The following is a 25,315-nucleotide window of genomic DNA, read 5'->3' as shown; positions in this document are numbered from 1 at the left end:
CCGGAGGCGCAACCACCGATACCGACATTCGGTTCAAGTTGCGATCTGACCGTGGGGCCTCTGCGTCCCGAACGCAGTGAGTATCTTTTAAGTTATTGATATTTCTTGGTGTGGCAGTCGTTCCCGTCCCGTTTTGTTCACTGTCGTTTCACCCAATTCATTGCGATTTCGTTGCGGGCGTTTACCGCGAGAACAGCTACAAACCTCGTCCGATTTCTCTGCGCGAAGGGCGCTTCTCCGGTCGCATGAGGCGGAAAAGGCCCCCGGGAAAGACTCGAACTCGTTTCATGACGGGATGAGCGAGCCACCCGCGAGCGGATGTCGCCGTCATGCGAGCCGAAGCGCTCTCGCGAAAACCCGGCTGCGCAGGCGCTCGCGTTCAGCCACGGGCGATCCGGAACCGGTGAATTCGGCGACGCCGAGCTGATCTGTAATTCGGCGATGTGTCTGAGTACCTGTCCGCGCCCTGACATGCAGCGGGAACCTCGGACCTTTTTATTCGCAATTATCCTTTCGGTAGGCATAACTCCTCGATGGCCCGGAGGCAGATCTTGGCGGGGTCCTTGAGGCCCGTCTGCCCGATCTCAATGATCTTCCCGGCGGTATCACTTCGGTGAGCGGATCGTTTCGATCCTGTACGCCAATCGTACGGAGGGCCTTCTCGTAAGCGCTGGAAAGCCGCGTGATCTATTCAGGCCCAAGAGGTGAGTTTTGAAATATTCGGTAGATGGCCCAGCGTTAGTCCCCCTGCTGGACGTACCGTAGCATCAGCTCGCGAAGGGAGCATTGCGATTCGAGCCTTGGGCAAACGATTTTCGGTTTTCCGGGATGACCAGAGGCTCGACGGAAGCCGCTCAGGAGGAGTCAGGGAGCCTTCGCGCGCGCCCGTTCGCGGGCGGCTCGGCGGCGCTGATCCCGGCCGAGCCGGGTCGAGGCAGGAAGACGAGCCGCGGGTGTGGTGGCGGCGGCTCGGCTCCAGCTGCCTGCCTTCCGGCCTCGGCTTCAGAAGGCCGAGCTTCCATGAGCTCGAGCACCGCGCGCCCCTTCTCATTGTCACCAACCAGGCCGATCCGGCGCTCGTCCAGGCGAAGCTCGGGAATGGCAAGAACCTGACGGTCCGCGCGCCGAAACTGCACTTCTTCGAAGATGATCCGTTCAGCCGCCCTACGAAAGTGAGGACGGCCTGCCTGAGGCGCTTCGCGTCGGACAGCTTCAATCAAAACGATTCTTTCGCCTCTGTCGCACTATGGAGTTGGCTGAAGTATCACGTTGTCGATAAGCCGCGTCGAGCCGACATAGGCGGCCACGCACAGCGCCGCGGGGCGGTGCAGCGGACTTGACGCGGGCTTGAGCGTGTCGCCGTCGACGAGCTCGAGGTATTGCAGCTGATCAACCGTTTCCAAATGCCTCTTGGCGATTGCAACCAGCTTGTCCACGTTCCGCTCTCCCAAGCCGAACGCCTCCGCTGCGGCGAACAGTCCACGACTGATGGCGAGGGCCTGCCCCCGATCTTCCTCGCTGAGATACCGGTTACGGCTGCTCATTGCGAGACGGTCCGCCTCCCGAACGGTCGGCACGGTCACGATCTCGATCGGCAGATTCAGATCGATGGCCATCCGACGCACGACCGCACACTGCTGAAAATCCTTTTGCCCGAAGAACGCGACGTCCGGCTGCACCATATTGAACAGCTTGCATACAACCGTCGCAACCCCACGAAAATGTCCCGGTCTGAAAGCGCCGCAAAGCGGTTTCGCGAGCTCGCCCGGTTCGACGAAGGTCTCGAATTGAGCAGGATAGATTTCTTGTGAAACCGGCGCGAAGACGATCGTAACACCGGCATCGCGGCATAGCTTCTCATCGCGCTGGAAGTCGCGCGGATACGTACTTAGATCCTCGCGTGGCCCGAACTGGGTGGGATTGACGAAGATGCTGACCACGGTGACGTCGCATTGCGCCCGGCTGGCCTCGATCAGCGCCAAATGGCCGTCGTGCAGATAGCCCATTGTCGGTACAAGTCCGACACGTTTGTCGGCTCTGTGAGCGTCCGCGAGCGCGCGGCGAAGCTCGGCGACCGTCGTGATTGTCTGCATATCTACGCTTCACATCGGGTTCGGTTGGAAGGCGCCCAGTTTGCGATCGTCTCACCTATGCCTTCGGGAAGCCGATAGGATTCTTGCGGTGCCGGAAATGTACCGTTGCGGACATCGGCAACCCAACGCGACAGCGCCTCCTGCAACACCCGAAAGCCGTCGGCGTAGGTCCGAACGAATCTCGGGACATGGCCTTCAATCAAGCCGAGCACGTCGTGGAACACCAGCACCTGCCCCGAACAACCAGGACCTGCGCCAATCCCGATGGTCGGTATCGTCAGCGTTTCCGTCGCTCGCGCAGCGAGCTCGGTCGGGATGCCTTCCAGGACCAGAGCGAAGCAGCCGGCCTCCTGCAGGCGATGGGCGTCGTCGAGCAGGCGCAAGGCGTCATCGGCCTTGCGGCCCTGCACCTTGAATCCGCCCATTGCATTGACGCTCTGCGGGGTCAGGCCGAGATGACCCATCACGGGAATCTCGCACTCGACCAGGGCACGTATCATTGCGACGCGTTTGGATCCGCCCTCGAGCTTCACGGCGTCAGCGCCACGCTGCAGGAAACCTCCGGCGTTACGTATCGTGTCCTCGGGACTGAGGTGAAAGCTCAGAAATGGCATATCGGCCACGAGCAAGGCTCGAGGCTTCGCACGCGCAACCGCCTCGAGATGGTGATTCATCATCGCCATGCTGACCGGCAGCGTATTATCGAATCCGAGGCAGACGTTGCCGACGCTGTCTCCGACAAGGATCATATCCACGATGGGATCCGCAATGCGTGCGGTGACCGCATCATAGGCGGTCGTCATCACGAGGCGCCGCCCCTCCTCCTTCCACAGCTGCAGCCTTGGAAGCGTGACCCGCTCGAACGCCGTTTCGGACCTGTGGCTCATATCCACTCCTACCGTAAGACTGACATCAGTTCGATTCTGCGGCACGAAGTGGTATGGTCTTGGCGTCGCCTGCCTAGCCCAGGATTTCGAAGCAATAGCGCTTGGCACAATCCCGAGTGACGGAATAGGTCATGCGATCGGTAATGTGGTTGTCGCGATCGAAGGCGAGAATTCTTGGTTTCAGCCGAACGATTTCCGCCCCATCCACGTACGTCGAACTGCAGACGATGATCTGGTCGCCGACGTGGCAGGTGCGCGCGGCGGCACCATTGAGGACACAACAACGTGAGCCGGGTTCGCCAAAGATGACATAGGTCGAAATTCGCGCGCCGGAATTCTTGTTCCAGATCTCCACGAATTCCATCGGCAGAATCCCCGCCTCATGGCACTGATCCGGATCGAGCGTGATCGAGCCGTGATAGTGAAGATTGGCCTCCGTGACATGGATGCCGTGAAGTTTGGCGGCGAGCACCTTTTTCATCTGAAAGTTCCGTCGAACCTCGCACGCATCCCCAAAGCCGGGCATTCCTACGGAGCACGAGATAAAACTGTCAACCTCGATGAGCAAAATGAAACATATCTCTCAAAAATGGCGACCCAACGCATAAAAACGTCCAATGGTCGCGCGATCATCACGTAAGAACTTCCTACCCAATCGCCATGTGAAAGGCGGAGTTGCCTCGAGCTGGGCGCCGACGTCTCAAGTACCCGCGAGCGATGCGCCGCTGGCAGGAACGTCCGGTCAGGCGGCTCGCATTTTGGTCAGAAATTGGTCTACCGCCGTACGCAGCATATCCGACTGATTCTCCAACCCACGCGCATTAGTGAGAACCTCGCCGGCTGCTGTACCGGTGGCGGCCGCTGCGGTGCTGACGTTGCCTATATGCACTCTGATTTCGTTGGAACCCGCGGCGACGGACTGGATGTTGCGCGCAATTTCGCTTGTCATAGCACTCTGCTCTTCGACCGCGGAGGAAATGCTCAGCGTGATGTCACTCATCCTGACGATCGTTTGCGTAATTCCGTTGATGGCGAGAACTGCGTCGTTTGTAGTTGCCTGCATGGTCTCGACCTGCGCGGAGATCTCCTCCGTTGCCTTTGCCGTCTGATTGGCAAGCGATTTAACCTCGGCTGCCACGACAGCAAATCCGCGTCCGGCGTCGCCGGCACGTGCCGCTTCGATCGTCGCGTTGAGGGCAAGGAGATTGGTCTGCGTGGCGATACTATGGATGAGTTGGACAACTTCGCCGATCTTTTCGGCTCCGCTTGCCAGGACCTGCACCGTAGCGTTTGTGCGCTCAGCGTCACCAACAGCTTGGCGCGCGACCTCGGTCGACTGCAACACCTGTTGCGATATCTCCCTTACCGACGCAGATAATTCCTCGGCGGCGGCGGCTACCATTTCGACGTTCCCGGACGCTTTTTCTGACGCAGCGTCGACGGTGGACGCGCGCAGACTGGCATCGCTGGCGGTCGTGGTCATAATATCCGCTGTGCCCTGCATATCGGCGGCTGAAGCGGCGACCGCACGAACGATGCCATCGACGCTTTGCTCAAAATCATTCGCAATGCTCTCCAAGGTGGCACGGCGCTCGGCAGCCGTGCGACGTTGAGCTTCGGCCTCGACCAGCTCCAGCCCCCGAATACGAATCGTGTTGTCCTTGAACACTTGGACGGTCGCGGCCATTGCGCCGATCTCATCTTTCCGACCTACACCTGGAATGTCCTGTTCGAGTTCGCCGTCAGCGAGCCGCCTCATGCACGTGCAAAGTGCTGCCAACGGTTTAGTGATGCTGCGGCCGAGGAACCAGGCGATGACACCCGAGACCAGTCCGATCACGATGATGGCACCCCCGAGCGACCACATGATCGGTTGCAGCTTGGCATCAAGATCATCCAGATACGCGCCGGAACCGACGAACATGTCCCATCCGGGAATGCCTACCGCGTAGGACAGCTTCCTGATCGGCTCCTTTTCGCCGGGCCTCATAAACTCGTAACGCAGCACGACATCGCCGTTCGCCGCCACGCCGTCCCGCAGTTCGCGGATCAGCGCACGTCCGTTGGTCTTGCCGTCAAGACGATTGACCCCAATTGTCTTTGGATCCTGAGAGGCGACCGCGACACCTTCCATCGTATTTGCAAAAATATAGCCCGCGCCCTTGTCATACGTCATCGTCTGAGCACGGCGGGAAAATTCAGCAATTGCAGCCTCTTTGGTGAGTTGGCCTGCCTCGACTTGCTTCTGCAAGCCCAATGCAAAGTTCTTGGCGATCTCGACGATGGCGCGGGTCTGTTCGACACGCGAATTGATCATTTCCTTCTGCATCAAATAGCCCGCAAGCAATCCAGCTGAGAAGAGGCCCAGCATCGAGATCGCAACTAGAATGCTGATCTTGGGAGTGATCGGCATGTTATTGAGTGATTTCAAGGAACGTTTCCAAGGCAACTGCCCGGCGGGCTCAGGCGCATAGATTATTGCTTGTTTACAAGTGATCGGTTTAGGTTTCGTTACAGCCGCTACAAGTCGGCCAACACTTGCGCCATGTTGACCAGGATCGGACGACGGAGTGCCAGCTCCTTTCCACTGCGCATGCATCGACGAGATGAGCAGGTCGACAACCCTCATCTCGCCGGTCAAGCCCTTCCACCAGCGTCAAACGCTCGACACCGACGCAGCCTTCATCGTGGCCTCCGTTTCCGTGTCGACCTTGAAGCCCTTCGCGGACAAATCCCGGCCGAGGGTCTCGGGCAGCAAAAGAGAGGCGAGAATGAAGACGGCCGCAGCGGGAAGGGCCACCGCAACCATGCCGTTGAGAAGGCTTCCGCCGAAATGGGCGGCCGCAAGTGGCACGATCACAGGGGCTATGCTGCCGAGCCCGCGACCTCCCATATAGAATGTAGACACCGCTGTCGCACGCAGGTTGACCGGATAGAGTTCCGAGATCCAGACGCCCGTCACACCCAGCGCGACGTTGCCAATGCCGAAGCCGATGTAGAGCCAGAACATCGGCCACTCAGTCTTCGATCCCACGTAGAGCTGGCTCCCCCACACAGCCATACCGACCAAAGACCCGACCCAGAACAGCGCGGGCACGAGGGCTCCGAAGCGGCGGCCAGCCCTGTCATTGAAAAAGCCGTTCGCGAGGTAGCAAATGCCGCTGACCACCGAGAGCAGAACGGCTGTCGTGCGAACGACATCACCTGGCGTATGCATATCGCGCAGCAGCAGTGTCGGAATAAAGGAGACGACGCTGTAGTAGCAGAGCATGTAGCTCATCAGCCATACGGAGGCGATGACGGTCTGCCGTGCCAGCCCATTGCGGAAGAGATCCGCAAGGGGAAGTGTGCGGGCTTCTGCGGTGACCTGACTGGCCTTGCGTTGCGCCTCATACTCCAGCCAGATCTTGGATTCAGGCATAAAGAAACGAATGAAGATGATCAGCAGGATGGGCACACCGCCACTCAGTAGGCCGATGCGCCAGCTCCACTCGTCGCTGAACGTCGCAATCAGCCAGATGCCAACGATTGAAGCCGTGGATGACGCGATCACGGCACAGCCTTGGAGGGCAGCCGCGCCCAAACCTCGGCTGCTCTTTTTCCAGGCCTCGTTGAAGAGCACCATGCCTACGCCATACTCGCCGCCAAGACCGATGCCGGTGATCAACCGCAGCACGGCAAGCGACCAGTAATTCCATGCGAAGGCCGAAATGATCGCGGCAATCGAGAACAGCGCGATTGTGAGTTGAAGCGAGGTCTTTCGGCCAAGTCGATCACCAACGATGCCAAACAGCGCGCCGCCAATGGCCGATCCGAACAATGTCAGAGCTTGCAGTGAACCGACCTCGGCCAACGATAGCGACATCGACCGTTGGATCGCGGGCAAAAGAAACGGAAAGATCAGAACGTCGTAGAAGTCGAGAATGTAGCCCAGCATCGCCGAGATCATAATCGAATACCGTTGCCTCGCCGTGTAATCTTCCGAAGTTCCGATCGCCGTAGACATGTGGTGCGCTTCCCGTTGAGAGAACTGGACAATTGATGGTCGTTATCGAAACGCTTTCCGCGTCGTTGGGAGTCGCAAATGCGGCTCCGGGCACCGATTTTGATGCGCGGGGGCCTAGCGGCCCGGCGCTCTCAATTCCGGATAAGCAAAGTCGCCCTTGTCGAGGATGTGGATATCGTCGAGCCACAGGCTGCAGCCGCGAAGCGGGATGTCCAAATGACACGGCGTGTCATTCGTACCGCCGAGCTCTGTGTTCGGACCCGTCGAGAACAGGACGTTCCCGTAGAAGGAAAGCGCATTCATGATGTGCTCCGACGCGACTACCTGGGAGGCCGCGATGTGGTGCCAGGTAGCACGCTCGTTCGATCCCCAGCCGATATGCGAGATCGCCCAGCCGCGCGGATCGCCGAAACTGTCGATATAGTTTTTGATGAGGAGCGCGTCGGTGCCCTCGCCCTTGAGGTCGACGATATAACCGCCCTTCACGGTCAGCGTGACCGGCGACTGGATGTAACGCTTGAACGCGCAGAGGATGTCACCGGGCATCAGCACGACCGTGCCGTTGACGTCGCCATCGGTCGCCTGAGTGAAGGCAAAGCCTGACGGGAAATGATCCCAGCGCCCGGGCTCATCCGTGTATCCGTATTCGGAAATGACCGGGTATTGCTTCAGGCCATAAGTTACGTCCGTTCCGCCGGGCGACGTGATCCGCATTTTGCTGGCCGACTGGAGGAGGGTTCGAGAAAGCTCCGTTCGCCGGCGCAGATCTTCGGTCGGGAACATCTTCTTGAGGATGTGGAACGGCTCCATCACGCGCAAGATGCGCGTGCCCGCTTCCTGAATTTCGGCTTGCTCGCGAGAGAACAGCAACCCCAGGAGATCGATCACCATGTCCACGCGCTTGAGCGTATCGATCGCCGGCTGGTTGCCCGTGAGCGCATGCCGGCCCTGCAGGCCTGCGACCTTGCCCTGGCCGTATTTGGGCACGTTGAGATGAAAGGTCGTTGCGCCGAGGCTCTGCGCGGCCAGCATGAAGGCCTGGGCGTATTCCTGCTGATCCTCGCCGCCGCTCAGGACCGCAACGACTTCGCCCTTCTTCACCTTGCAGAGTGTCAGCTCGGCCTTGAAGAGCTCGAGCATTTCAACATCAACGATTTGTCGGGACATCTTCACTGATCTCCTGTTTGCCGAACGTAGACACGCGGCCGTCGAACCGATCGCGTGGTCGCGCTAGAAGCTCTTCGACGATCGAAAGGAAGCCCTCGGTATCGTCGATCTGCATTTGGTGACCCGCGCTTTCCAGCGTCCTGATCGCGATCGACGGCAGCAATCCGCGAATTTCCGCTTCATCTTCGGGTCGAATGACCCCTCCCCGCCCGGCGACGATCAATGCGGTGGGAACGCCGAGATGGGCGAGGTCGCGGTGGATATCATCGTCATGAAAGCCTTTATGGCTCTCGATGAGAGCACGCTCGTCGCAGGTATGCATCCACTCGGCCCGAGTGCGGATGTGCAGCTCGGGCCACCGCGGAGCAGAGGGGCTTCGCAGCGCCGCGTCGGCTTCTCCGCGCTTCGCGCTTTGAAGCAATTTGAGAAGCGGTTCGACCGGAATCGGATAGGCGCGGCGTCCGGGACCGGAGACCGGCGGATCGACCAGTATCAGTTGGTCCATGGACGATGGCCGCCAACGCGCGGCGCGGATTCCGATGCGGCCGCCCATCGAGTGGCCCAGCAGCGTATAAGGGCCCATTCCAAGCGCTTCAGCGAACCCGATGAGGTCGGATGCGCATGCGTCGAGCGAATAATTGAGATGCGGGCCGCTTTCGGAAAGGCCGCGACCGCGGACATCGAGCACGAAAACGTCGTGTCCGGAGCACAGGCGTTCTGCGATGAAGGCCCATTGCGCCGCAGTCGTCGAGATGCCAGGGACAATGATGATCTCCGGCCCGATCCCGCCGAACCGCAAATAATGCTGCCGAATGCCGTTGGCGTGCACATTGGCGCCGTAAAGCAATCCGGATGCCGCGGCGCCGCTCACGTCTGCTGATCCTTTGTGTGGTCATCCGACAGCGCGCGAAGCCGCTCGATGGCGACCTGCGTCGGCATGACATCCGCGTATTTGCTGGCGATATCGAACAGGTTGACGGCGTGAGACGTGGGCGAGCGGTCGTAGACCGCATCGCTCGGCACAATTGACTTGAAGTTCAGCGCGCACGCATCCACAACCGAAGCCCGCACGCAGCCGCTGGTCGTGCAGCCGGTCACCACCAGCGAGTCGACGCCGGCACCGATCAGATAGGTCGCAAGCGGAGTGCCGAAGAACGCGCTTGCCTGAGTTTTCGGCAGCAGCAACTCGCCGGGCTCCGGAGCCACCTCTCGGACGAAGTCGTAGCCCTCGGACGGGATCCGCATGATACCCGGGATCTTCGCGGAGAACGCGCCCTGGTCCTGGCCTACCTTCCGCGCGACATGCGGGAAAATCACCGGCCGTTCTTTCTCGCGAAACAGCAGCACCAATTCGGCGATGTGTGCGATCGCATGCCAACCGGCCTCGCCGCAGCTGGTGGGGTATTGCTTGATCGCGTCGCGGATCGGCATCGGCCGGTCGCCGACCGAACGATACTGCACGTCGATGACCAGCAACGCCGGTCGTCTGCCGAATCCCGCCGCACCACCCAGCCCTGCGAGGGCATAGGTTTCGCGCTCGTCCAGCGGTATCACGTCGTCCCAGGGGTGCCTGGTGCCAGTCACTGTTGCGCTCCAGAGGTCACAATCGTGAGCATGTCAGTGAAGCGGCGCGGTGGCCGCGTCGTACTGGTAGATCCAATCGTATCGCGCAGCCGTCGCGTCCGGTGCCCACTGGGTCTTGATGTAGTCACCCGCTGTCTCCGGCTTGCACAGCGCCTGGTTATGAAAGATCGGCAGCATGCCGGCCGCCGACTTTGCGACCTTGGTGGTGCGATCGAGCCGCAGGCCCTGATACGTCTTGAATACCGCCGCGATGTCATCGGGATTCTCCTCGAAGCAACGGGCGAGGACGGATGCATCCTCCAGGGCCATGTTCACGCCCTGCCCGAGGTACGGCAGCATCGAATGGCAGGCGTCGCCGAGCAGGGTGACGCATCCCTTCGACCACGTACCCAGCGACGGCCGCACGAACAGTCCCCACTTGTTCAGGGTATCCACATTCCCGACCAGTTCGATGATGTCCGGATGCCAGCCCTTGAAGTCCTTCAGGCATTCCTCGACAGAACCCTTCTCCGACCAGGATTCGAGGAGCCAGTCGTCATGGTCGACCTGGCCCGAAAAGGTCATCATGACGGTGTTCTGCCAACGGACCGGATAGGCAGTGACATGAGCGATGGGTCCGATCCAGGTTGCCACCTCGGGTTCGCGCTGATGCCGCGCAAGGCGGTCGACGGGCACGAGACCACGCCAGGCGATGGCCTTCGTGTACTCGCTCTCGATGTTGCCGATGAGGCCAAGGCGGACCTTCGAATGCGCACCGTCAGCGCCGATCAGCGCGCGTCCTTCGACTTCGGAGCCATCAGCAAGCTTGGCCCGAACCCCTTCGTCGTCTTGACTGAACCCGACAACGTGGGCGCTCAGATGAATGGCGCCCGGCTTCAACTCGCGCACGCCGTCGACGAGAATCTTCAGCAGGTGAGCACGGAGCAGCAGATAGGGCTGATTGCGCGCCGCGTCGGAGCTGCGGTTGTAGAGGGGCCACCTATCACCGGTGTTCCAGAGCCGGATCGAGCGTCGCTCGGCCGCGATGCAGTTCTGCTCGACCTGTTCGGTGAGGCCGAGATCCCGAAGAACGCGCACGCCGTTCATGGAGATCCAAAGGCCGGCTCCGACCTCGCGCAACTCGGACGCTTGCTCAAATACGTCACAATCGATGCCGCGACGAAGCAGCGAAAGCGCCATCGCCAAGCCGCCGATGCCGGCGCCGGCAATGAGGACACTCGATTTACTGACCTGTTCAAGAATCATGATATCTCCAAACGACATTGCGCTATCTTGCGACGGGGCTCGGCGGCGTCTTCGGAGACTTGCTCGGCGGCAAGGCTCCTTACGGCCTCGACAATCTTGGTGTATCCGGTGCAGCGGCAGAGGTTGCCGTGCAGGTAGTGACGGATTTCTTCGTCAGTCGGGTGCGGCGTCGCCTTCAGCAACGCTGTGACAGCCATAATGAAGCCCGGCGTGCAGAAGCCGCACTGGAGGCCGCCGTGAAGCACGAACGCCTTCTGAATCCGCGATAGGCCCTCGGGCGGCGTTACGCCCTCGATCGTCGTGACCTCCCGCTGATCGACATCGACGGCGAGCGTGGTGCAACTCGAGATCGGCTCACCGTCGAGCAGAACGGTGCAGGCGCCGCACACCTCCATGTCACAGGAGCGCTTCGTCCCCTTCAGGCCAAGGCGATCCCGGATCAGGTCGATCAATAGCGTATGGGCAGGAACGTCGATCGCGATCGCCTGGCCGTTCAGCGAGAACGAAATGGGCAGCACATGTGTCATTTCACGCGCTCCCGGCTGCGGCGATCGCCTCGTCCGCGTTTCGCAGAAGCAAGACACCTGCAAGGTGCCGCTTATATTCGGCGCCGCCATGCCGATCCTCGTTGACTTCCAACTCGCCCAGCGCCGTCGGGAGCACCGCCTCGATCGCCGGGCGGACTTCAGCGACGGATATGCCCTGGAGGACATCTTCGATGGCCTTCAAAGGCTGAGGTCGCGAACCGAGCGCTCCGACCCGCACGCGGGCGCTTCTGATCGTCCTTCCGCTGGGGCCCAGCGACCAAGCCATCGCGACATTCACCGAGGGCCTCTCACCATGCTTGAACCGCCGATAGGTCACCGGTCCGGTAGGGCGCGAAAACGCAATGACTGTCAGAAGCTCATCCGGCTCCCGCACCGTTTCCAGCTCACTTCGGATGAAATCGTCAGCGTGAACGACACGCGTACCGCTGGGGCCAATAAGCACCAGCCGTGCGTCCAAGGCCGCGAGCATAGTCAGCGGATCGGCGTGGGGCTCTCCGAAGCACAGATTGCCTCCGATCGTTCCAACGCTGCGGATCCTGATGTTCGCAACGTTGGCACAGAGCGAGGACAGCGCCGGCACATGCGCGCGAATAACAGGATCATTGGCGATCTTGTTGTGCGTACAGCGCGCACCGAGTTCGATGTCATTCGCATCGTTCAGAGCAATGCGGTCAAGTCCGTTGATTCCCTTAATGTCGATGAGCCGGTCCGTATGGATGACGCGCAACTTCAACGCCAGTAGCAATTCGGTTCCGCCGGAGTAGAACATGCCGTCACCGGACTTTCCGACCGCACGTACGGCGCCGGCAATCGTCGAAGGCCTCTCGAATGCGAAGGGTGAAGGCAGCATGATCAGGTCGCGCCCAACATTTCTTTGAGCCGCTTCTCGAACTCCTCGAAGTTCTGATCGACGCGACGCTTGATGACGCCGAACCCCATAGTCGCGAGGCGACCTTGCACGTCGACCTTCGCGTCCACGGCGAATGTGGACCCCGCCCCTTCCGGCGTCACAGTCACGTCGAGAACAACCGCCAGCCTCGTCCCGGTGATCTTGTCGCGGCCCGTGGCGCGCGTGCGGACGTGAGACGGCTCCGTTATCGATTCAACGATGATGTCGGCCGGGACCTCGACCTTGAACGGGCCGATCTTCTGTTTGACGGTCGCTTTGTAAGTTGCAAGCCGCTCGATTTCCTCGACGTTTTCGCAGCCGGGGATGCAACCCGATATGCGAGGGACGTCGATCAGCGTGCTCCAAAGCTCCGCCGGCGTCGCGGGCACCACCATCGACATATTGAATTCCATGAATTCAGTTCCTCTTCTGCAGGGCGCGCCATACCTTTTCGGGCGTCATTGGCAGCTCGGTGATCCGAATGCCGTAGGCGGAGAACAGCGCATTGGCGATCGCGGGCGCGACCGGAAGGATCGCTCCCTCGCCCATTCCCTTGGCGCCGCCTGGACCGGGACCGTCGCCGTTTTCGACAAGGATGGTGTCAAACATGGGGGGAACGTCGGAGATGCGCGGTATCGAATAATCGATCGGCGTCGCATTGACCGGCTGGCCATCCTCGAACTCCAGCACTTCATAAAGTGCGTGTCCGAGGCCCATGATTGCAGCCCCCTCGTCCTGCCCTTCCGCCGCAACGCGATTGATCACGCGGCCGACGTCAGCGGCGCTGGCATATCGGGTGACATGGATCTCGCCGGTGTCTTCATCGACAATGATTTCAGCGAGGCCCGCGGAAGTCTCCCAGAACAGAGGGGACTCAACCAGGGCGCCCTTCTTCGAGCGTGGCGTAATCGCGCCGCGGCCGATGACCTCTCCCGAATCGACACCCAGCGTGCGGTGAAAAATCTGGTGGAAAGTGAGAACCTCGGATCCGGTCGTGACACCGCCCTCAACAAGCGAGAGGTTCTCCCGGGGAAGCTCCCAAACATCAGCAACCATTTCGAGTATCTGATCGGCTGCGTCGAGTGCGGCATTCTCGATGGAAAGGCCGACGACCACGGTCGATCGGCTTGCGCCTGTGCCCCAGTCGTAAGGGGCGACGGCCGTATCGGTGCGCAAGACGGTTACCGCGGAGGCTGGCTGCTTCAAGGTCTGCGATGCGATGCGCGCCATGGTCGCGTGCGCGCCCTGGCCGACTTCAATGCTGGAGACCGAAACGAGGATCGACCCGTCGATCTTGAGACGTACGATCGCGTTACTAATCGGCGTATTGGCCGGATCGGTCGCGGCGACTGCCAATCCGCGCGCTTGCCGGTTGGAGGCCTTCACCTCCGATGCGAACGACTGGGTCACTCGGCCCATCAGCTCACTCATATCCATATCGAACGCCCGCAAATCGGGGCGGATGCGCTCACCGCGGGACGCCAAATTCCGCAACCGAAACTCGGACGGATCCATGCCGATTGCCGCCGCGACATTATCCATGTGCGATTCTTTGGCCCAAACAGCTTGCGGCCCCCCGATCGAGCGGAACGCCGCACCTGGAACGGTGTTCGTGTAGACCGCGCAGGCCTCAAGACGCAGATTGGGCACCGCGTAGGGGCCCATGATGCGATTTGCCGCTTTAGTGGCGACGGCCGAGCCTGTGTCGGAATATGCCCCGCCATCGAGCAGCAGTTTGGCGCTCTTGGCGAGGATCCGTCCGTTGGCGTCCACAGCCGTTCGAATCGTGATGTCGGCGCCCAACCTTCTGCACGTGAGCATCGATTCAGCTATGGATTGGGCAATCCGGACCGGGCGTTGCACCTTCCACGAAGCAGCGGCGACCAAAGGCTCAATCTTCACCGAGGCCTTGCCGCCAAACCCTCCGCCGACAAACGGAACGATCACCCGGACCTTGGCCAGTTGCAGCCCGAAGAGGCGCGATAGCACTTTCTGAACAGCGGTCGGCGTTTGTGCACCTGCCCAAACCGTCAGAGAGTCCCGCTGGAAATCCGCAATGACCGCATGCGGCTCCATTGCGAAGTGAGAAATGGCCGGGAAAGTGAAGCGATCTTCGTGGATATACGCTGCGGTCGCCTCCGCCGCGTCAACGTCTCCGACGTTGTTCCGGTAAGTGTGGAAAATGTTGGTGTTCTGGGTCGGCCGGGCGCCGCCCTTGAAATAAAAGTCTTCCAGATTTTCATGGCGCTCGTGGATGAGCGGCGCTTCTTCCGCCAGGGCTTCCTGGATGGTCGTTGCGCGCGGAAGGTCATCGTATCCCACATCGACTAGTTCTGCGGCGTTTTCTGCGATCTCGATTGTCTCCGCGATCACCACGGCGACGGGTTCGCCCACATATCTCACGCGGTCGGTCGCAATGATCGGCCGGTCTTTAAGCACAACGCCCCAGTTACCGAACGAGGCGACGTCTTCGCCGATCAGCACGTCCACAACGCCGTCCATGGCCCGTGCAACGCTCGAATCGATAGAAGCGATGCGGGCATGAATGGCTGGCGAGCGAACCACAAACCCATGCAGCATCCCCGGAACCGTCAGGTCGGTAACGTACTCGGCCCGGCCCGTAACCTTTTCGATCAGGTCGGGCCGAACGGAACTCATGTTGTCAATCGCCGACATACGCAAATCCGATGGTACTTTGGTGCGCCGGTCCGTAAGGCGTGAAGCCAAGGTCCGGGGAGCAATCTTAGGACACTACAACATTTATCACTTGTATGCAAGTGCTGCACTTGCTTGCAAGTATTAGATGTTCTCTTCCCGTGATCGGAGGCAAGCCGGAGCGAATCGGTCTAGCCCAGCGCGTGCGAGAATGGGTTTGCCTCTTAGGCGGAGCGGATTTCGATATGCGAACGACGGACGCATCGAAGCGAGCCACTTCCGGGGCTCTCAACGAAGCAAATCGCATTAAACAGAATGAAGTCGAACAAAGATGGATTTCCTAGGTCGGGAAATGTAGACAATCGGCCGGCACCGGAGACCTTCGGAGCTTGAGGCCTGTATTTCTTGAACTGAGGCAACCTACGGCAAGGAAGCAAAAAGTGGTGCAACCCAAGACAAAGCCGCGCGCGGCCGGGAAAGTGAAAGAAGCTATAGATTCGTACCGGCTGGATGACGCACCGGGCTTTTTGTTGCGAGTCGCGCTCCGTACTCACACGTCCATCTTTGCCGCTAAGATGATTGAAGAATTAACGGGGCCCCAATTCTCGACGCTAGCGAAATTGAAGGAGGTAGGCCCTTGCTCGCAAAACCACTTAGGACGGCTAATTCATTATGATTCGGCGACCATCACCGGCGTTATCAATCGCCTGAAATCTCGCGGCCTCATCAAGAGCTCCAAAGACCCTCTGGATCCTCGGCGACGCGAGATAGATTTGACCGAGAAGGGAAGACGGATAGCGGACGCAGCGATTGAAACTATTGGCGAGATTTCCGGCGAGACATTCGCTCCGCTGACCCAAGATGAATTTCGAGCGCTCACCGAAATCTTGAAGAAGATCATACGACGCTGATCAACCGGCTTCGAGCGGCACTAGATATCGTCAGCAGCCGAGAAAAAGGGCCCGGCGATCGCGCCGGGCCGAGTAGAGGGAGGAAAACGAAAGATCGCAAATCTTTCGCAGACGCCGAATGCGGAATTCGATCGTAGAAACCCAACGAACGACCTCCGGCAGCAATACTATCGTACATGTCAGACCGCATTTTGTGCTGAAGTCGGCATCTCTCCGCACCGTTTCCCGCATTTGACGGGTCGTACGATTTCGACAGCACGACAAAGAGCGCGCGCGAGACTTGGAAGGTCCCGATCACCAGGCTCCACGCGTCCGGTTCATTTCATCGCCCGGCTCCGATCTCGCAATGCCCGCACCGCCGTACCCGCCTTTGCAATTCAGAGATCCGAATCTCCTGCCAAGGGATGACTGCCGGTCCCCGTTGCGTCGATGAGTACCTATTCCATGACTCTGCGCGCTGAATGAATCGTGCTAGTGACCCGAGGGGCTGTCCTCAATCGTCCCTACCTAGCGCGCGGAGTATCTTCCTTCTATAGCTCGCCAGGTCGAACAGGAGTCTTGGCACTCTTTTGAGCGCAATCGCCTTGCCCTCGATTGCGAGATGTAGAACTCGTACCAATCTGGCAAGACCAAGTTCTACAAACGCGAGCCGAACATGCGGATCGTTCACAATCCTGAGCTGGTTGTCTACAATGACGATGGATGCCGCGAGATCAGGTTTCGTCTCCAGAACGAAGTCTCGACATGCCGCGGCAAATTCCTCCTCTTGAACGCTCAAAGGTACCTTTACTTCCCTGCGAGAACTCCCCGCCATATTCGGGTCCCCTATGAACGAACGGCAGCGAGGCACCTGATGCCGGCTCAGGTTTTTGGATTTCTAGTGGCTCGCGCGCTTGGTCGATCTCTTCGGACCCGGCAACACATCCGTGCAAACACCTTCATACACTTCGCCAGCCAGGCCTATTGTCTCTCCGAACGTCGGATGCGGATGGATGGTCTTGCTGAGATCAATTGCATCGGCGCCCATCTCGATCGCCAGGCAGATTTCTCCAATCATGTCGCCAGCGTGCGGGCCAACGTTCACACCGCCGATGATGCGGTGCGTCTCTTGGTCGATGATCAGCTTGTTCATGCCATAAGACGCGCCCGAGGCGATCGCTCTGCCCGAGGCAGCCCACGGAAACTTCGCGGATCTAACGTGCCTGCCTGAGGAGGCCGCTTCATGTTCCATGATGCCAACCCAGGCCACCTCAGGATCAGTGTAGGCGACGTTCGGGACGATCTTCGCGTCAAAGAAGCTCTTGAGCCCGGCAGCCGCTTCTGCCGCGACATGCCCCTCGTGAACCGCCTTATGGGCGAGCATCGGGTTACCCGCGACATCGCCGATCGCGAAAATATGAGGCAAATTCGTCCGCATTTGCCTATTGACTGCAACGAAACCTTTGCGTCGCATCTTACACCAATCTTCTCCAAGCCCAGATTTGCGCTGTTAGGCACTTTGCCTGCGGACTGCAGGATCAAATCGTACGTTCGACGCCCCGGCTTTGAGCTTTCAATCTGGACCGATACGCCGTTACTATCTGCCGTGGCGCTTACTATATGCCGCCTCACTGTGCCCGAGCCGAGCATTGAGCTTCTGGATCAGCTCCTCGGCCGCGTCCGCGATCACCGTGCCCGGCGGGAAGATGGCTTCCGCGCCGGCCGCGTAGAGCGCATCGTAATCCTGTGGCGGCACCACGCCGCCGACGATGATCATGATGTCGTCGCGGCCCTGCTTCTTCAGCGCGGCCTTGAGCTCCGGCACTGCGGTGAGGTGGGCGGCGGCAAGCGAGGAGACGCCGAGGATGTGGACGTCGTTCTCGACCGCTTGGCGCGCGGCTTCGTCGGCGGTCGCGAACAGCGGCCCAATGTCGACGTCGAAGCCGATATCGGCGAAGGCCGACGCGATCACCTTCTGGCCGCGGTCGTGACCGTCCTGACCGATTTTTGCGACCAGGATGCGCGGACGGCGGCCTTCCGCCTCCTCGAAGGCGTCGATCAGCGCCTGAACCTTCTCGACCCGGTTACCCATGCTGGACGCCTCCCGCTTGTAGACGCCGGTGATGGATTTGATCTCGGCGCGGTGCCGGCCGAACACCTTCTCCATCGCGTCCGAGATCTCGCCGACGGTTGCCTTCGCGCGCGCAGCGTCGATGGCCAGCGCCAGCAGATTGCCGTTGCCTTCGCCCGCCGAGCGCGTCAGCGCGGCGAGCGCGGCCTCGACGTCCTTTTGGTTGCGTTCGGACTTCAGCCGCGTCAGCTTGTCGATCTGGAGCCGGCGGACATTGGTATTGTCGACCTTGAGGATATCGATCGGAGCTTCGTCCGTCGGCTTGTATTTGTTGACGCCGATCACCGCCTGCTTGCCGGCGTCGATGCGGGCCTGGGTCTTGGCCGAGGCTTCCTCGATGCGCAGCTTCGGTACGCCGGCCTCGATCGCCTTGGCCATACCCCCGAGCTCCTCGACCTCCTGGATGTGGCCCCAGGCCTTGGCGGCGAGGTCGCGCGTCAGCCGCTCGACATAATACGAGCCGCCCCAGGGATCGATGATGCGGGTGGTGCCGCTCTCGTGCTGCAGGAACAGCTGCGTGTTGCGGGCGATGCGCGCCGAAAAGTCGGTCGGCAAAGCGAGCGCCTCGTCGAGCGCATTGGTGTGCAGCGACTGGGTGTGGCCTTGCGTCGCCGCCATCGCTTCCACAGTCGTGCGCATCACGTTGTTGAAGACGTCCTGCGCGGTCAGCGACCAGCCGGAGGTCTGGCAATGCGTGCGCAGTGACAGCGAGCGCGGATCCTTCGGATTGAAAGGCTTCAGCAGCTTCGCCCAGAGCAGCCGCGCGGCGCGCATCTTGGCCACTTCCATGAAGAAGTTCATCCCGGTCGCCCAGAAGAACGACAGCCGCGGCGCGAAGCGGTCGACATCGAGACCGGCGGCGAGGCCGGCACGCAGATATTCGACGCCGTCAGCGAGCGTATAGGCGAGCTCGAGGTCCTGCGTCGCGCCGGCCTCTTGCATGTGATAGCCCGAGATCGAGATCGAATTGTATTTCGGCATTTTTTGCGAGGTATACGCAAAAATGTCCGAGATGATCCGCATCGAGGGCGCAGGCGGATAGATGTAGGTGTTGCGCACCATGAACTCTTTCAGAATGTCGTTCTGAATGGTCCCCGAGAGCTTCTCCGGCGGCACGCCCTGTTCCTCGGCAGCCGCGACGTAGAGCGCGAGGATCGGCAGCACTGCGCCGTTCATGGTCATGGACACGCTCATCTGGTCGAGCGGAATCCCTGCGAACAGCGTGCGCATGTCGTAGATGGAATCGATGGCGACGCCGGCCATGCCGACGTCGCCGCCGACGCGCGGATGATCGGAGTCATAGCCGCGGTGGGTGGCGAGATCGAAGGCGACCGAGAGGCCCTTCTGTCCGGCCGCGAGGTTACGGCGGTAGAACGCGTTGGAATCCTCCGCCGTGGAGAAGCCGGCATATTGCCGGACCGTCCAGGGCTGGTTGACATACATGGTCGGGTAGGGACCGCGCAGGAACGGCGCGATGCCTGGCCAGGTCTCAAGGAAATCGAGCCCGGCGATATCTGCTTCTCCGTATGCCGACTTGACCGGAATGCCCTCCGGAGTCACCCACGGATCGACGGAAACGGAAGAAGCGGCGACCGAGCACCTTTCGAAAGCAATACTTGCAAAATTCGGGATAACGCTGATGGATGACATCTGAGTGTTCGCGTTCGATTGTCGATTATCCGGAAACCTTCGGGTTTTGGATCCGGTTGTAAGCGGCATTTAGCGTTGCCAAGGCGTCGCAACTGACGTGAATAAAGCTGCAGATGCCAGCCCGCCGAAACGCGGGCTCGGATAGAGAGGGAAGTCCCGCCAAATAGATGTGCCTAGCTCCGACTTGCTGAAGCGCGTGGGCGGAGATTTCGGCGCACTCCGCATAGATCTTATCGCTGGAGCAAAGGCAGGCAAGTTCGGCACCAGAGCCCGTGAATGCGAGGGCAAGCTCGGCTGGGTCGGCGAAGCCGGCGCCGTCGATAGCCTCAATTCCTCCCGCTTCGAAGAAGCTCTTGGCGAATGTCGCGCGGGCCGTAAAGTCGGTCGGTGTGCCGAGATTAGCAAGAAACACTCGCGGCCGCGCGCCGAGTAGCTTCAATATCGCATCGGACTTATCGCGGAGCGATTCGAACGGTTCCGCAAGCCGGATCGGCGGCAGTGGGTCGAATACGAACTTCTGATCAAAGCTAAGCGGAAGAGCCATCGGTCTTACGCTTAGTACCGCCGCTGCGCCTTCGCCAAGGTTTGCGAACTCGCTCACTCCGGTCAGCGGGTCGCTGCGTTTCGCGAGATTTGCACAGCGCGCTGCGCGTGTAGCTGTGATCTTCGCCTGAAGCGTTCCTTGCTGTAGAGCGGCAAAAATGCCGCCCGCATTTTCAGTCTCTTGAAAACTCCTCCAGGCCGCGTCGCAAAGCTCCGTTGTTAGCGCCTCAATGCCGCCAGCACCTGCGGCAGGATCGCTAACCTTGGCAAGATTGCTTTCCTCCAGCAGCAGAAGCTGCGTGTTGCGGGCCACGCGCCGGGCAAACGAGTCTGGAAGGCCGAGCGCCAACGTGTGCGGCAGGACTGTGATCGCATTGGCACCGGCGATTCCCGCAGAGAATGTAGCCAAGGTAGCGCGCAACATGTTTACGTAGGGATCGCGCCGGGTCAACATGCGCCAGGACGTGTCAGCCGCAATGAACAGCGGCCTCGGCGCCACATCGCACACCGATTCGATGCGCGCCCAGAGGAGTCGCAACGCGCGGAATTTAGCCATAGTCAAAAACTGGTCGGCGTCAGCAGTGAGTCGCGCATAGATCATACTTCGCGCTTGATCCAGCGGAATGCGCGCTGCCTCCATAGCGTGCAGATATGCCACGCCGCAGGCGAGCACAAAGGCAAGCTCCTGCACTTCTGAGCCGCCGGCGTCATGAACGATACGCCCGTCGCTCGCGGCAAACGGCCCCTTGAACCCCAGCGTTACAAGCCCTTTGATCGTGCTGGCAACGTTCCGTGCGATTTCTTCCCAAGTGTATGGACTGCGTCCGCTTAGGGCGCACGCGCCCAGCGGATCGAGCCCAAATCGAATGTCGCAGACGGCAGGATCGAGACCGACCGACTTCACATATTCCGCAACATGGATCGCGGTCGCCCGTCTGTACCAATTTGGAGTTCAATCCCGATGCCGGCATCAAGGTGGACGTCCTTTAAAGCTTTGGCGACGGTACCTACCGTTTGATCGAGACCGAACCCGCGGCTGCTGTTGGCGCCGGCAAAGACGAGCGCCAGGCCCGTCGCCCCATTCTCCAGATCGTGAAGGGCCTGCCTATTGGCCGTCACCGCGTCTGGATGATCGATGCGCTGCATGATCTGCCAAGGTGCCGCGGGTGCCCGCCCGTCGACTAGTGCAATGTCTTTCGCGCGGAGATAAATCGGCTCGATTCTCAAGTCGTCGTACGTCCTACCAATCAGCTTTTCGAACGGCGCTCCCTTTAGCACGCCATCAACCAGCTTGTGCCAGTCCTGGCGTGAAGCAGGCGCAAAGCCCGATGCCAATGCCAACCGTTCGGTTTTCATCAAGTCCACCTAATCCCAAGTGACGCCGAGCTGCCCAACATGACTTCTGCCTGGAAGTAACCGGAATTCCTGCAGTCAGGCTGCCCATCTCAGGTCGCCTCTTGCGGTATTCAGGAAAACTCCAAAATCAGCGCGTCGACCGCGAGCGTCGCACCGGCACTGGCGTGGATCTTCTTCACGGTGCCGTCCTGCTCGGCGCGGAGCACGTTCTGCATCTTCATGGCTTCGACCACCGCGAGCGTCTCGCCGGCCTTGACCTCCTGCCCCTCCGTTACCGCGATCGAGACGATCAGCCCGGGCATCGGACAAAGCAGCTTCTTGCCGGTATCGGCGGCCGTCGCCACCGGCATCAGCCGCGCCGAGGTCGCTTCCGCTTCGGTCCAGACATAGACCGGCACCTCGACGCCCTGATGCGCGAGGCGGATGCCGTTGGCGATCGGGCGCGCCTGCACCGCGACGAAGTGGCCATCGATGGTGCCCTGCCAGACCGGATCGCCCGGTTTCCACGGCGAGGCCAACAGATGCGAATTGCCGGCCTTACCCTCGGCGTCGACGAAGCGCACCGCGATCGCGTCGCCCTCGCGAGCGACCTCGAGCTGGATCTCCTGACGGTCGAGCCAGACCGCGCGGCGACGCTCGCGCTGCACGATGCGGCCGCCCATCTGACCCGAGATCTGCCGCTTGCGCTCACCCAGCACGTGATCGATGGCGGCGCCGACCGCGGCGATGCGCCGGGCGACCTCGCCTTCGGGTACGCGCACCGCAAAGCCCTTGGGGAATTCCTCGGCAATGAAGCCGGTCGACAGCCGCCCCTCGCGCCAGCGCGGATGATGCATCAGCGCCGACAGGAACGGGATATTGTGGCGGATGCCGTCGACGTAGAACGAGTCCAGCGCGGTCGCCTGCGCCTCGATCGCGGCCGCGCGCGACGGCGCATGGGTGACGAGCTTTGCGATCATCGGATCGTAATGGATCGAGATCTCGCCGCCCTCCTGCACGCCGGTGTCGTTGCGCACGGTGATGCCGTCCTTGCTCACTTCCGCCGGCGGCCGATACTTCACCAGCCGCCCGATCGAGGGCAGGAAGTTACGGAACGGGTCTTCGGCATAGAGGCGCGATTCCACCGCCCAGCCGGTCAGCGTGACGTCCTTCTGCGTCAGCGCGAGCTTTTCGCCGGCGGCGACGCGGATCATCTGCTCGACGAGGTCGACGCCGGTGACGAGCTCGGTGACGGGATGCTCGACCTGGAGACGCGTGTTCATCTCCAGGAAGTAGAAGCTCTTGTCCTGGCCCGCGACGAACTCGACGGTGCCGGCGGAATCGTAGTTCACGGCCTTGGCCAGCGCGACCGCCTGCTCGCCCATCTTTCGCCGGGTGGCTTCGTCGAGCAGCGGCGACGGCGCCTCCTCGATGACCTTCTGGTTGCGGCGCTGGATCGAGCATTCGCGCTCGCCGAGATAGACGACATTGCCGTGCTTGTCGCCCAGCACCTGGATCTCGATGTGACGGGGATCGACGATGAACTTCTCGACGAAGACGCGGTCGTCGCCGAACGAGGCCTTGGCCTCGGCCTTGGCGAGATTGAACCCTTCCGCGACCTCCGAGGTCGAATGCGCGATGCGCATGCCCTTGCCGCCACCGCCGGCGGATGCCTTGATCATCACGGGATAGCCGATCTCGTCGGCGATCTTGACCGCGTGCTTGTCGTCCTCGATGACGCCGAGATAGCCCGGCACGGTCGAGACCTTGGCCTTGGCTGCCGCCTTCTTCGACTCGATCTTGTCGCCCATCGCCGCGATCGCGCCCGGGTTCGGGCCGATGAAGACGATGCCGGCCGCCTCCAGCGCGCGCGGAAACGCCTCGCGCTCGGACAGGAAGCCGTAGCCGGGATGCACGGCCTGCGCGCCCGTCTTGCGGCAGGCCTCGACGATCTTCTCGATGACCAGGTAGCTCTCCGCCGCGGCGGGCGGGCCGATCAGCACGGCCTCGTCGGCCATCTCGACATGGAGGGCGTCGCGGTCGGCTTCGGAATAGACCGCAACCGTCTCAATTCCCATGCGGCGCGCGGTCTTGATGACCCGGCAGGCGATTTCGCCGCGATTGGCGATCAGAATCTTCTTGAACACAGCTCTTCCTACAACGGAATGTTGTCGTGCTTCTTGGCCGGAATTTCCATCTTCTTGTCACCCAGCATGGCCAGCGCCCGTGCGATGCGGCGCCTCGTTGCATGCGGCATGATGACGTCGTCGATATAGCCGCGCTCGGCGGCGATGAAGGGTGACAGGAAGCGATCTTCGTATTCCTTGGTGCGGGCCGCGATCTTGTCGGGGTCGCCGATGTCGCTGCGGAAGATGATCTCGACCGCACCCTTGGCACCCATCACCGCGATCTGCGCGGTCGGCCAGGCGTAGTTCATGTCGGCGCCGATCTCCTTGGAGGCCATGACGTCGAAGGCGCCGCCATAGGCCTTGCGGGTGATGATGGTCACGAGCGGCACGGTGCATTGCGAATAGGCGAACAGGAGTTTCGCGCCGTGCTTGATCAGGCCGCCATATTCCTGCGCGGTGCCCGGCAGGAAGCCCGGCACGTCGACGAAGGTCACGATCGGGATGTTGAAGGCGTCGCAGAAACGAACGAAGCGCGCCGCCTTGCGCGATGCGTCGCTGTCGAGCACGCCGGCCAGCACCATCGGCTGGTTGGCGACGAAGCCGACGGTGCGGCCGGCGATGCGGCCGAAACCCGTGACGATGTTCTTGGCAAAGCTCTCCGCGATCTCGAAGAAATCGCCTTCGTCCACGACTTTCAGGATCAGCTCCTTCATGTCGTAGGGCTTGTTCGGATTGTCGGGGATCAGCGTGTCCAGGGACATGTCGACCCGCTCGATGTCGTCGAAGCTCGGCCATTCCGGCACGCCGTCTGTGTTGTTGGACGGCAGGAAGTCGATCAGCCGCCGCATCTGCAACAGCGTCTCGACGTCGTTCTCGAACGCACCGTCCGCGATCGAGGAGCGCGTGGCGTGCACCGAGGCGCCGCCGAGTTCTTCCGCCGTAACCACCTCGTTGGTCACGGTCTTCACGACGTCGGGGCCGGTGACGAACATGTAACTGGTATTCTTCACCATGAAGATGAAGTCGGTCATCGCAGGCGAATAGACGTCGCCGCCGGCGCAGGGGCCCATGATCGCCGATATCTGCGGGATCACGCCCGAGGCGAGCACGTTGCGGCGGAACACGTAGGAATAGCCGGCGAGCGCGGCCACGCCTTCCTGGATGCGGGCGCCGCCCGCGTCGTAGAGGCCGATGATGGGCGCGCGCGCCTTCATCGCCATGTCCTGCAATTTTGTAATTTTCAGAGCGTGGGTCTCCGACAGCGAACCGCCGAACACCGTGAAGTCTTTGGCGAAGACAAAGGTTTTGCGGCCGTTGACGGTGCCCCAGCCGGTGACCACGCCGTCTCCCGGAATCTTGGTCTTCTCCATCCCGAATTCGGTCGAGCGGTGCTGGACGAACATGTCCATCTCCTCGAACGAATGCTTGTCGAGCAGTAGATCGATCCGCTCCCGCGCGGTGAGGCGGCCGCGCGCATGCTGCGCGTCGATACGCTTCTCGCCGCCGCCGAGCTTGGCGCCGGCGCGACGTTGTTCAAGGGCCTCGATAACGGACATCGATTGG

Annotated in this window: 18 protein-coding genes and 1 pseudogene; 1 reads left to right on the top strand and 18 read right to left on the bottom strand. The window is 60.9% G+C overall.

What is annotated here, in order from left to right:
- Window positions 1-1,244 precede the first annotated feature (1,244 nt).
- The 13 genes from panC to RX329_RS14465 all read right to left on the bottom strand — a co-directional run bounded on the left by panC (window position 1,245) and on the right by RX329_RS14465 (window position 15,095).
- Window positions 1,245-2,093, bottom strand: coding sequence for a pantoate--beta-alanine ligase (gene panC, locus RX329_RS14525; protein WP_231142509.1), 849 nt, complete (start codon window positions 2,091-2,093; stop codon window positions 1,245-1,247).
- Window positions 2,094-2,095: 2 nt separating this feature from the next.
- A complete protein-coding gene (panB, locus tag RX329_RS14520; protein ID WP_231142510.1) occupies window positions 2,096-2,980 on the bottom strand; it encodes a 3-methyl-2-oxobutanoate hydroxymethyltransferase in 885 nt (294 codons plus the stop codon).
- Window positions 2,981-3,053: 73 nt separating this feature from the next.
- On the bottom strand, window positions 3,054-3,461 hold the full coding sequence (gene panD / locus RX329_RS14515; protein WP_317246034.1) for an aspartate 1-decarboxylase: 408 nt from the start codon (window positions 3,459-3,461) through the stop codon (window positions 3,054-3,056).
- A gap of 261 nt (window positions 3,462-3,722) precedes the next feature.
- Window positions 3,723-5,411: a methyl-accepting chemotaxis protein gene (locus tag RX329_RS14510; RefSeq protein ID WP_317246033.1), complete on the bottom strand. Its 1,689-nt coding sequence runs from the start codon at window positions 5,409-5,411 to the stop codon at window positions 3,723-3,725.
- Window positions 5,412-5,636: 225 nt separating this feature from the next.
- Complete coding sequence (locus RX329_RS14505; RefSeq protein WP_317246032.1) at window positions 5,637-6,986, bottom strand: MFS transporter; 1,350 nt, start codon at window positions 6,984-6,986, stop codon at window positions 5,637-5,639.
- Between the two features lie 114 nt (window positions 6,987-7,100).
- Window positions 7,101-8,153: a leucyl aminopeptidase gene (locus RX329_RS14500; protein WP_247495137.1), complete on the bottom strand. Its 1,053-nt coding sequence runs from the start codon at window positions 8,151-8,153 to the stop codon at window positions 7,101-7,103.
- Window positions 8,134-9,024, bottom strand: coding sequence for an alpha/beta hydrolase (locus RX329_RS14495; RefSeq protein ID WP_317246031.1), 891 nt, complete (start codon window positions 9,022-9,024; stop codon window positions 8,134-8,136). Before RX329_RS14495 ends, RX329_RS14500 begins: the two co-directional genes overlap by 20 nt.
- Window positions 9,021-9,737: an isochorismatase family protein gene (locus tag RX329_RS14490; RefSeq protein WP_247385000.1), complete on the bottom strand. Its 717-nt coding sequence runs from the start codon at window positions 9,735-9,737 to the stop codon at window positions 9,021-9,023. Before RX329_RS14490 ends, RX329_RS14495 begins: the two co-directional genes overlap by 4 nt.
- A gap of 33 nt (window positions 9,738-9,770) precedes the next feature.
- On the bottom strand, window positions 9,771-10,916 hold the full coding sequence (locus RX329_RS14485; protein WP_317246030.1) for an FAD-dependent monooxygenase: 1,146 nt from the start codon (window positions 10,914-10,916) through the stop codon (window positions 9,771-9,773).
- Window positions 10,917-10,978: 62 nt separating this feature from the next.
- A complete protein-coding gene (locus tag RX329_RS14480; RefSeq protein ID WP_317246029.1) occupies window positions 10,979-11,509 on the bottom strand; it encodes a (2Fe-2S)-binding protein in 531 nt (176 codons plus the stop codon).
- Window position 11,510: 1 nt separating this feature from the next.
- Window positions 11,511-12,380, bottom strand: a complete 870-nt coding sequence (locus RX329_RS14475; protein ID WP_007594422.1) for an FAD binding domain-containing protein — start codon at window positions 12,378-12,380, stop codon at window positions 11,511-11,513.
- 2 nt (window positions 12,381-12,382) lie between these two features.
- On the bottom strand, window positions 12,383-12,820 hold the full coding sequence (locus RX329_RS14470) for a CoxG family protein (protein WP_231142519.1): 438 nt from the start codon (window positions 12,818-12,820) through the stop codon (window positions 12,383-12,385).
- A gap of 16 nt (window positions 12,821-12,836) precedes the next feature.
- Entirely contained in the window at window positions 12,837-15,095 is a 2,259-nt protein-coding gene (locus RX329_RS14465; RefSeq protein ID WP_317246028.1) for a xanthine dehydrogenase family protein molybdopterin-binding subunit, read from the bottom strand.
- A 419-nt stretch (window positions 15,096-15,514) separates the two neighbouring features.
- Between RX329_RS14465 and RX329_RS14460 the strand changes: the two genes are divergently transcribed.
- Window positions 15,515-15,985 carry a MarR family winged helix-turn-helix transcriptional regulator gene (locus RX329_RS14460; RefSeq protein WP_038944656.1) on the top strand — a complete coding sequence of 157 codons (471 nt, stop codon included), beginning with the start codon at window positions 15,515-15,517 and terminating at the stop codon, window positions 15,983-15,985.
- An 877-nt stretch (window positions 15,986-16,862) separates the two neighbouring features.
- Here the strand turns inward: RX329_RS14460 and RX329_RS14455 are convergent.
- The 5 genes and pseudogenes from RX329_RS14455 to RX329_RS14435 all read right to left on the bottom strand — a co-directional run bounded on the left by RX329_RS14455 (window position 16,863) and on the right by RX329_RS14435 (window position 25,308).
- Complete coding sequence (locus RX329_RS14455) at window positions 16,863-17,402, bottom strand: FAD-dependent oxidoreductase (protein WP_317246027.1); 540 nt, start codon at window positions 17,400-17,402, stop codon at window positions 16,863-16,865.
- Between the two features lie 159 nt (window positions 17,403-17,561).
- On the bottom strand, window positions 17,562-19,736 hold the full coding sequence (scpA, locus tag RX329_RS14450; protein ID WP_317246411.1) for a methylmalonyl-CoA mutase: 2,175 nt from the start codon (window positions 19,734-19,736) through the stop codon (window positions 17,562-17,564).
- A 34-nt stretch (window positions 19,737-19,770) separates the two neighbouring features.
- A pseudogene (locus tag RX329_RS14445) lies at window positions 19,771-21,644 on the bottom strand (methylmalonyl-CoA mutase family protein).
- Window positions 21,645-21,754: 110 nt separating this feature from the next.
- Window positions 21,755-23,770, bottom strand: a complete 2,016-nt coding sequence (locus RX329_RS14440) for an acetyl/propionyl/methylcrotonyl-CoA carboxylase subunit alpha (protein ID WP_317246026.1) — start codon at window positions 23,768-23,770, stop codon at window positions 21,755-21,757.
- 8 nt (window positions 23,771-23,778) lie between these two features.
- Window positions 23,779-25,308, bottom strand: coding sequence for an acyl-CoA carboxylase subunit beta (locus RX329_RS14435; RefSeq protein WP_219679306.1), 1,530 nt, complete (start codon window positions 25,306-25,308; stop codon window positions 23,779-23,781).
- Between the last annotated feature and the right edge of the window lie 7 nt (window positions 25,309-25,315).

The sequence above is a fragment of the Bradyrhizobium sp. BWC-3-1 genome (genome assembly GCF_032917965.1).
GTDB lineage: Bacteria > Pseudomonadota > Alphaproteobacteria > Rhizobiales > Xanthobacteraceae > Bradyrhizobium > Bradyrhizobium canariense_D.
Note: the sequence above shows the minus strand (reverse complement) of the source record. Positions and strands in the feature narration are given on the sequence as shown.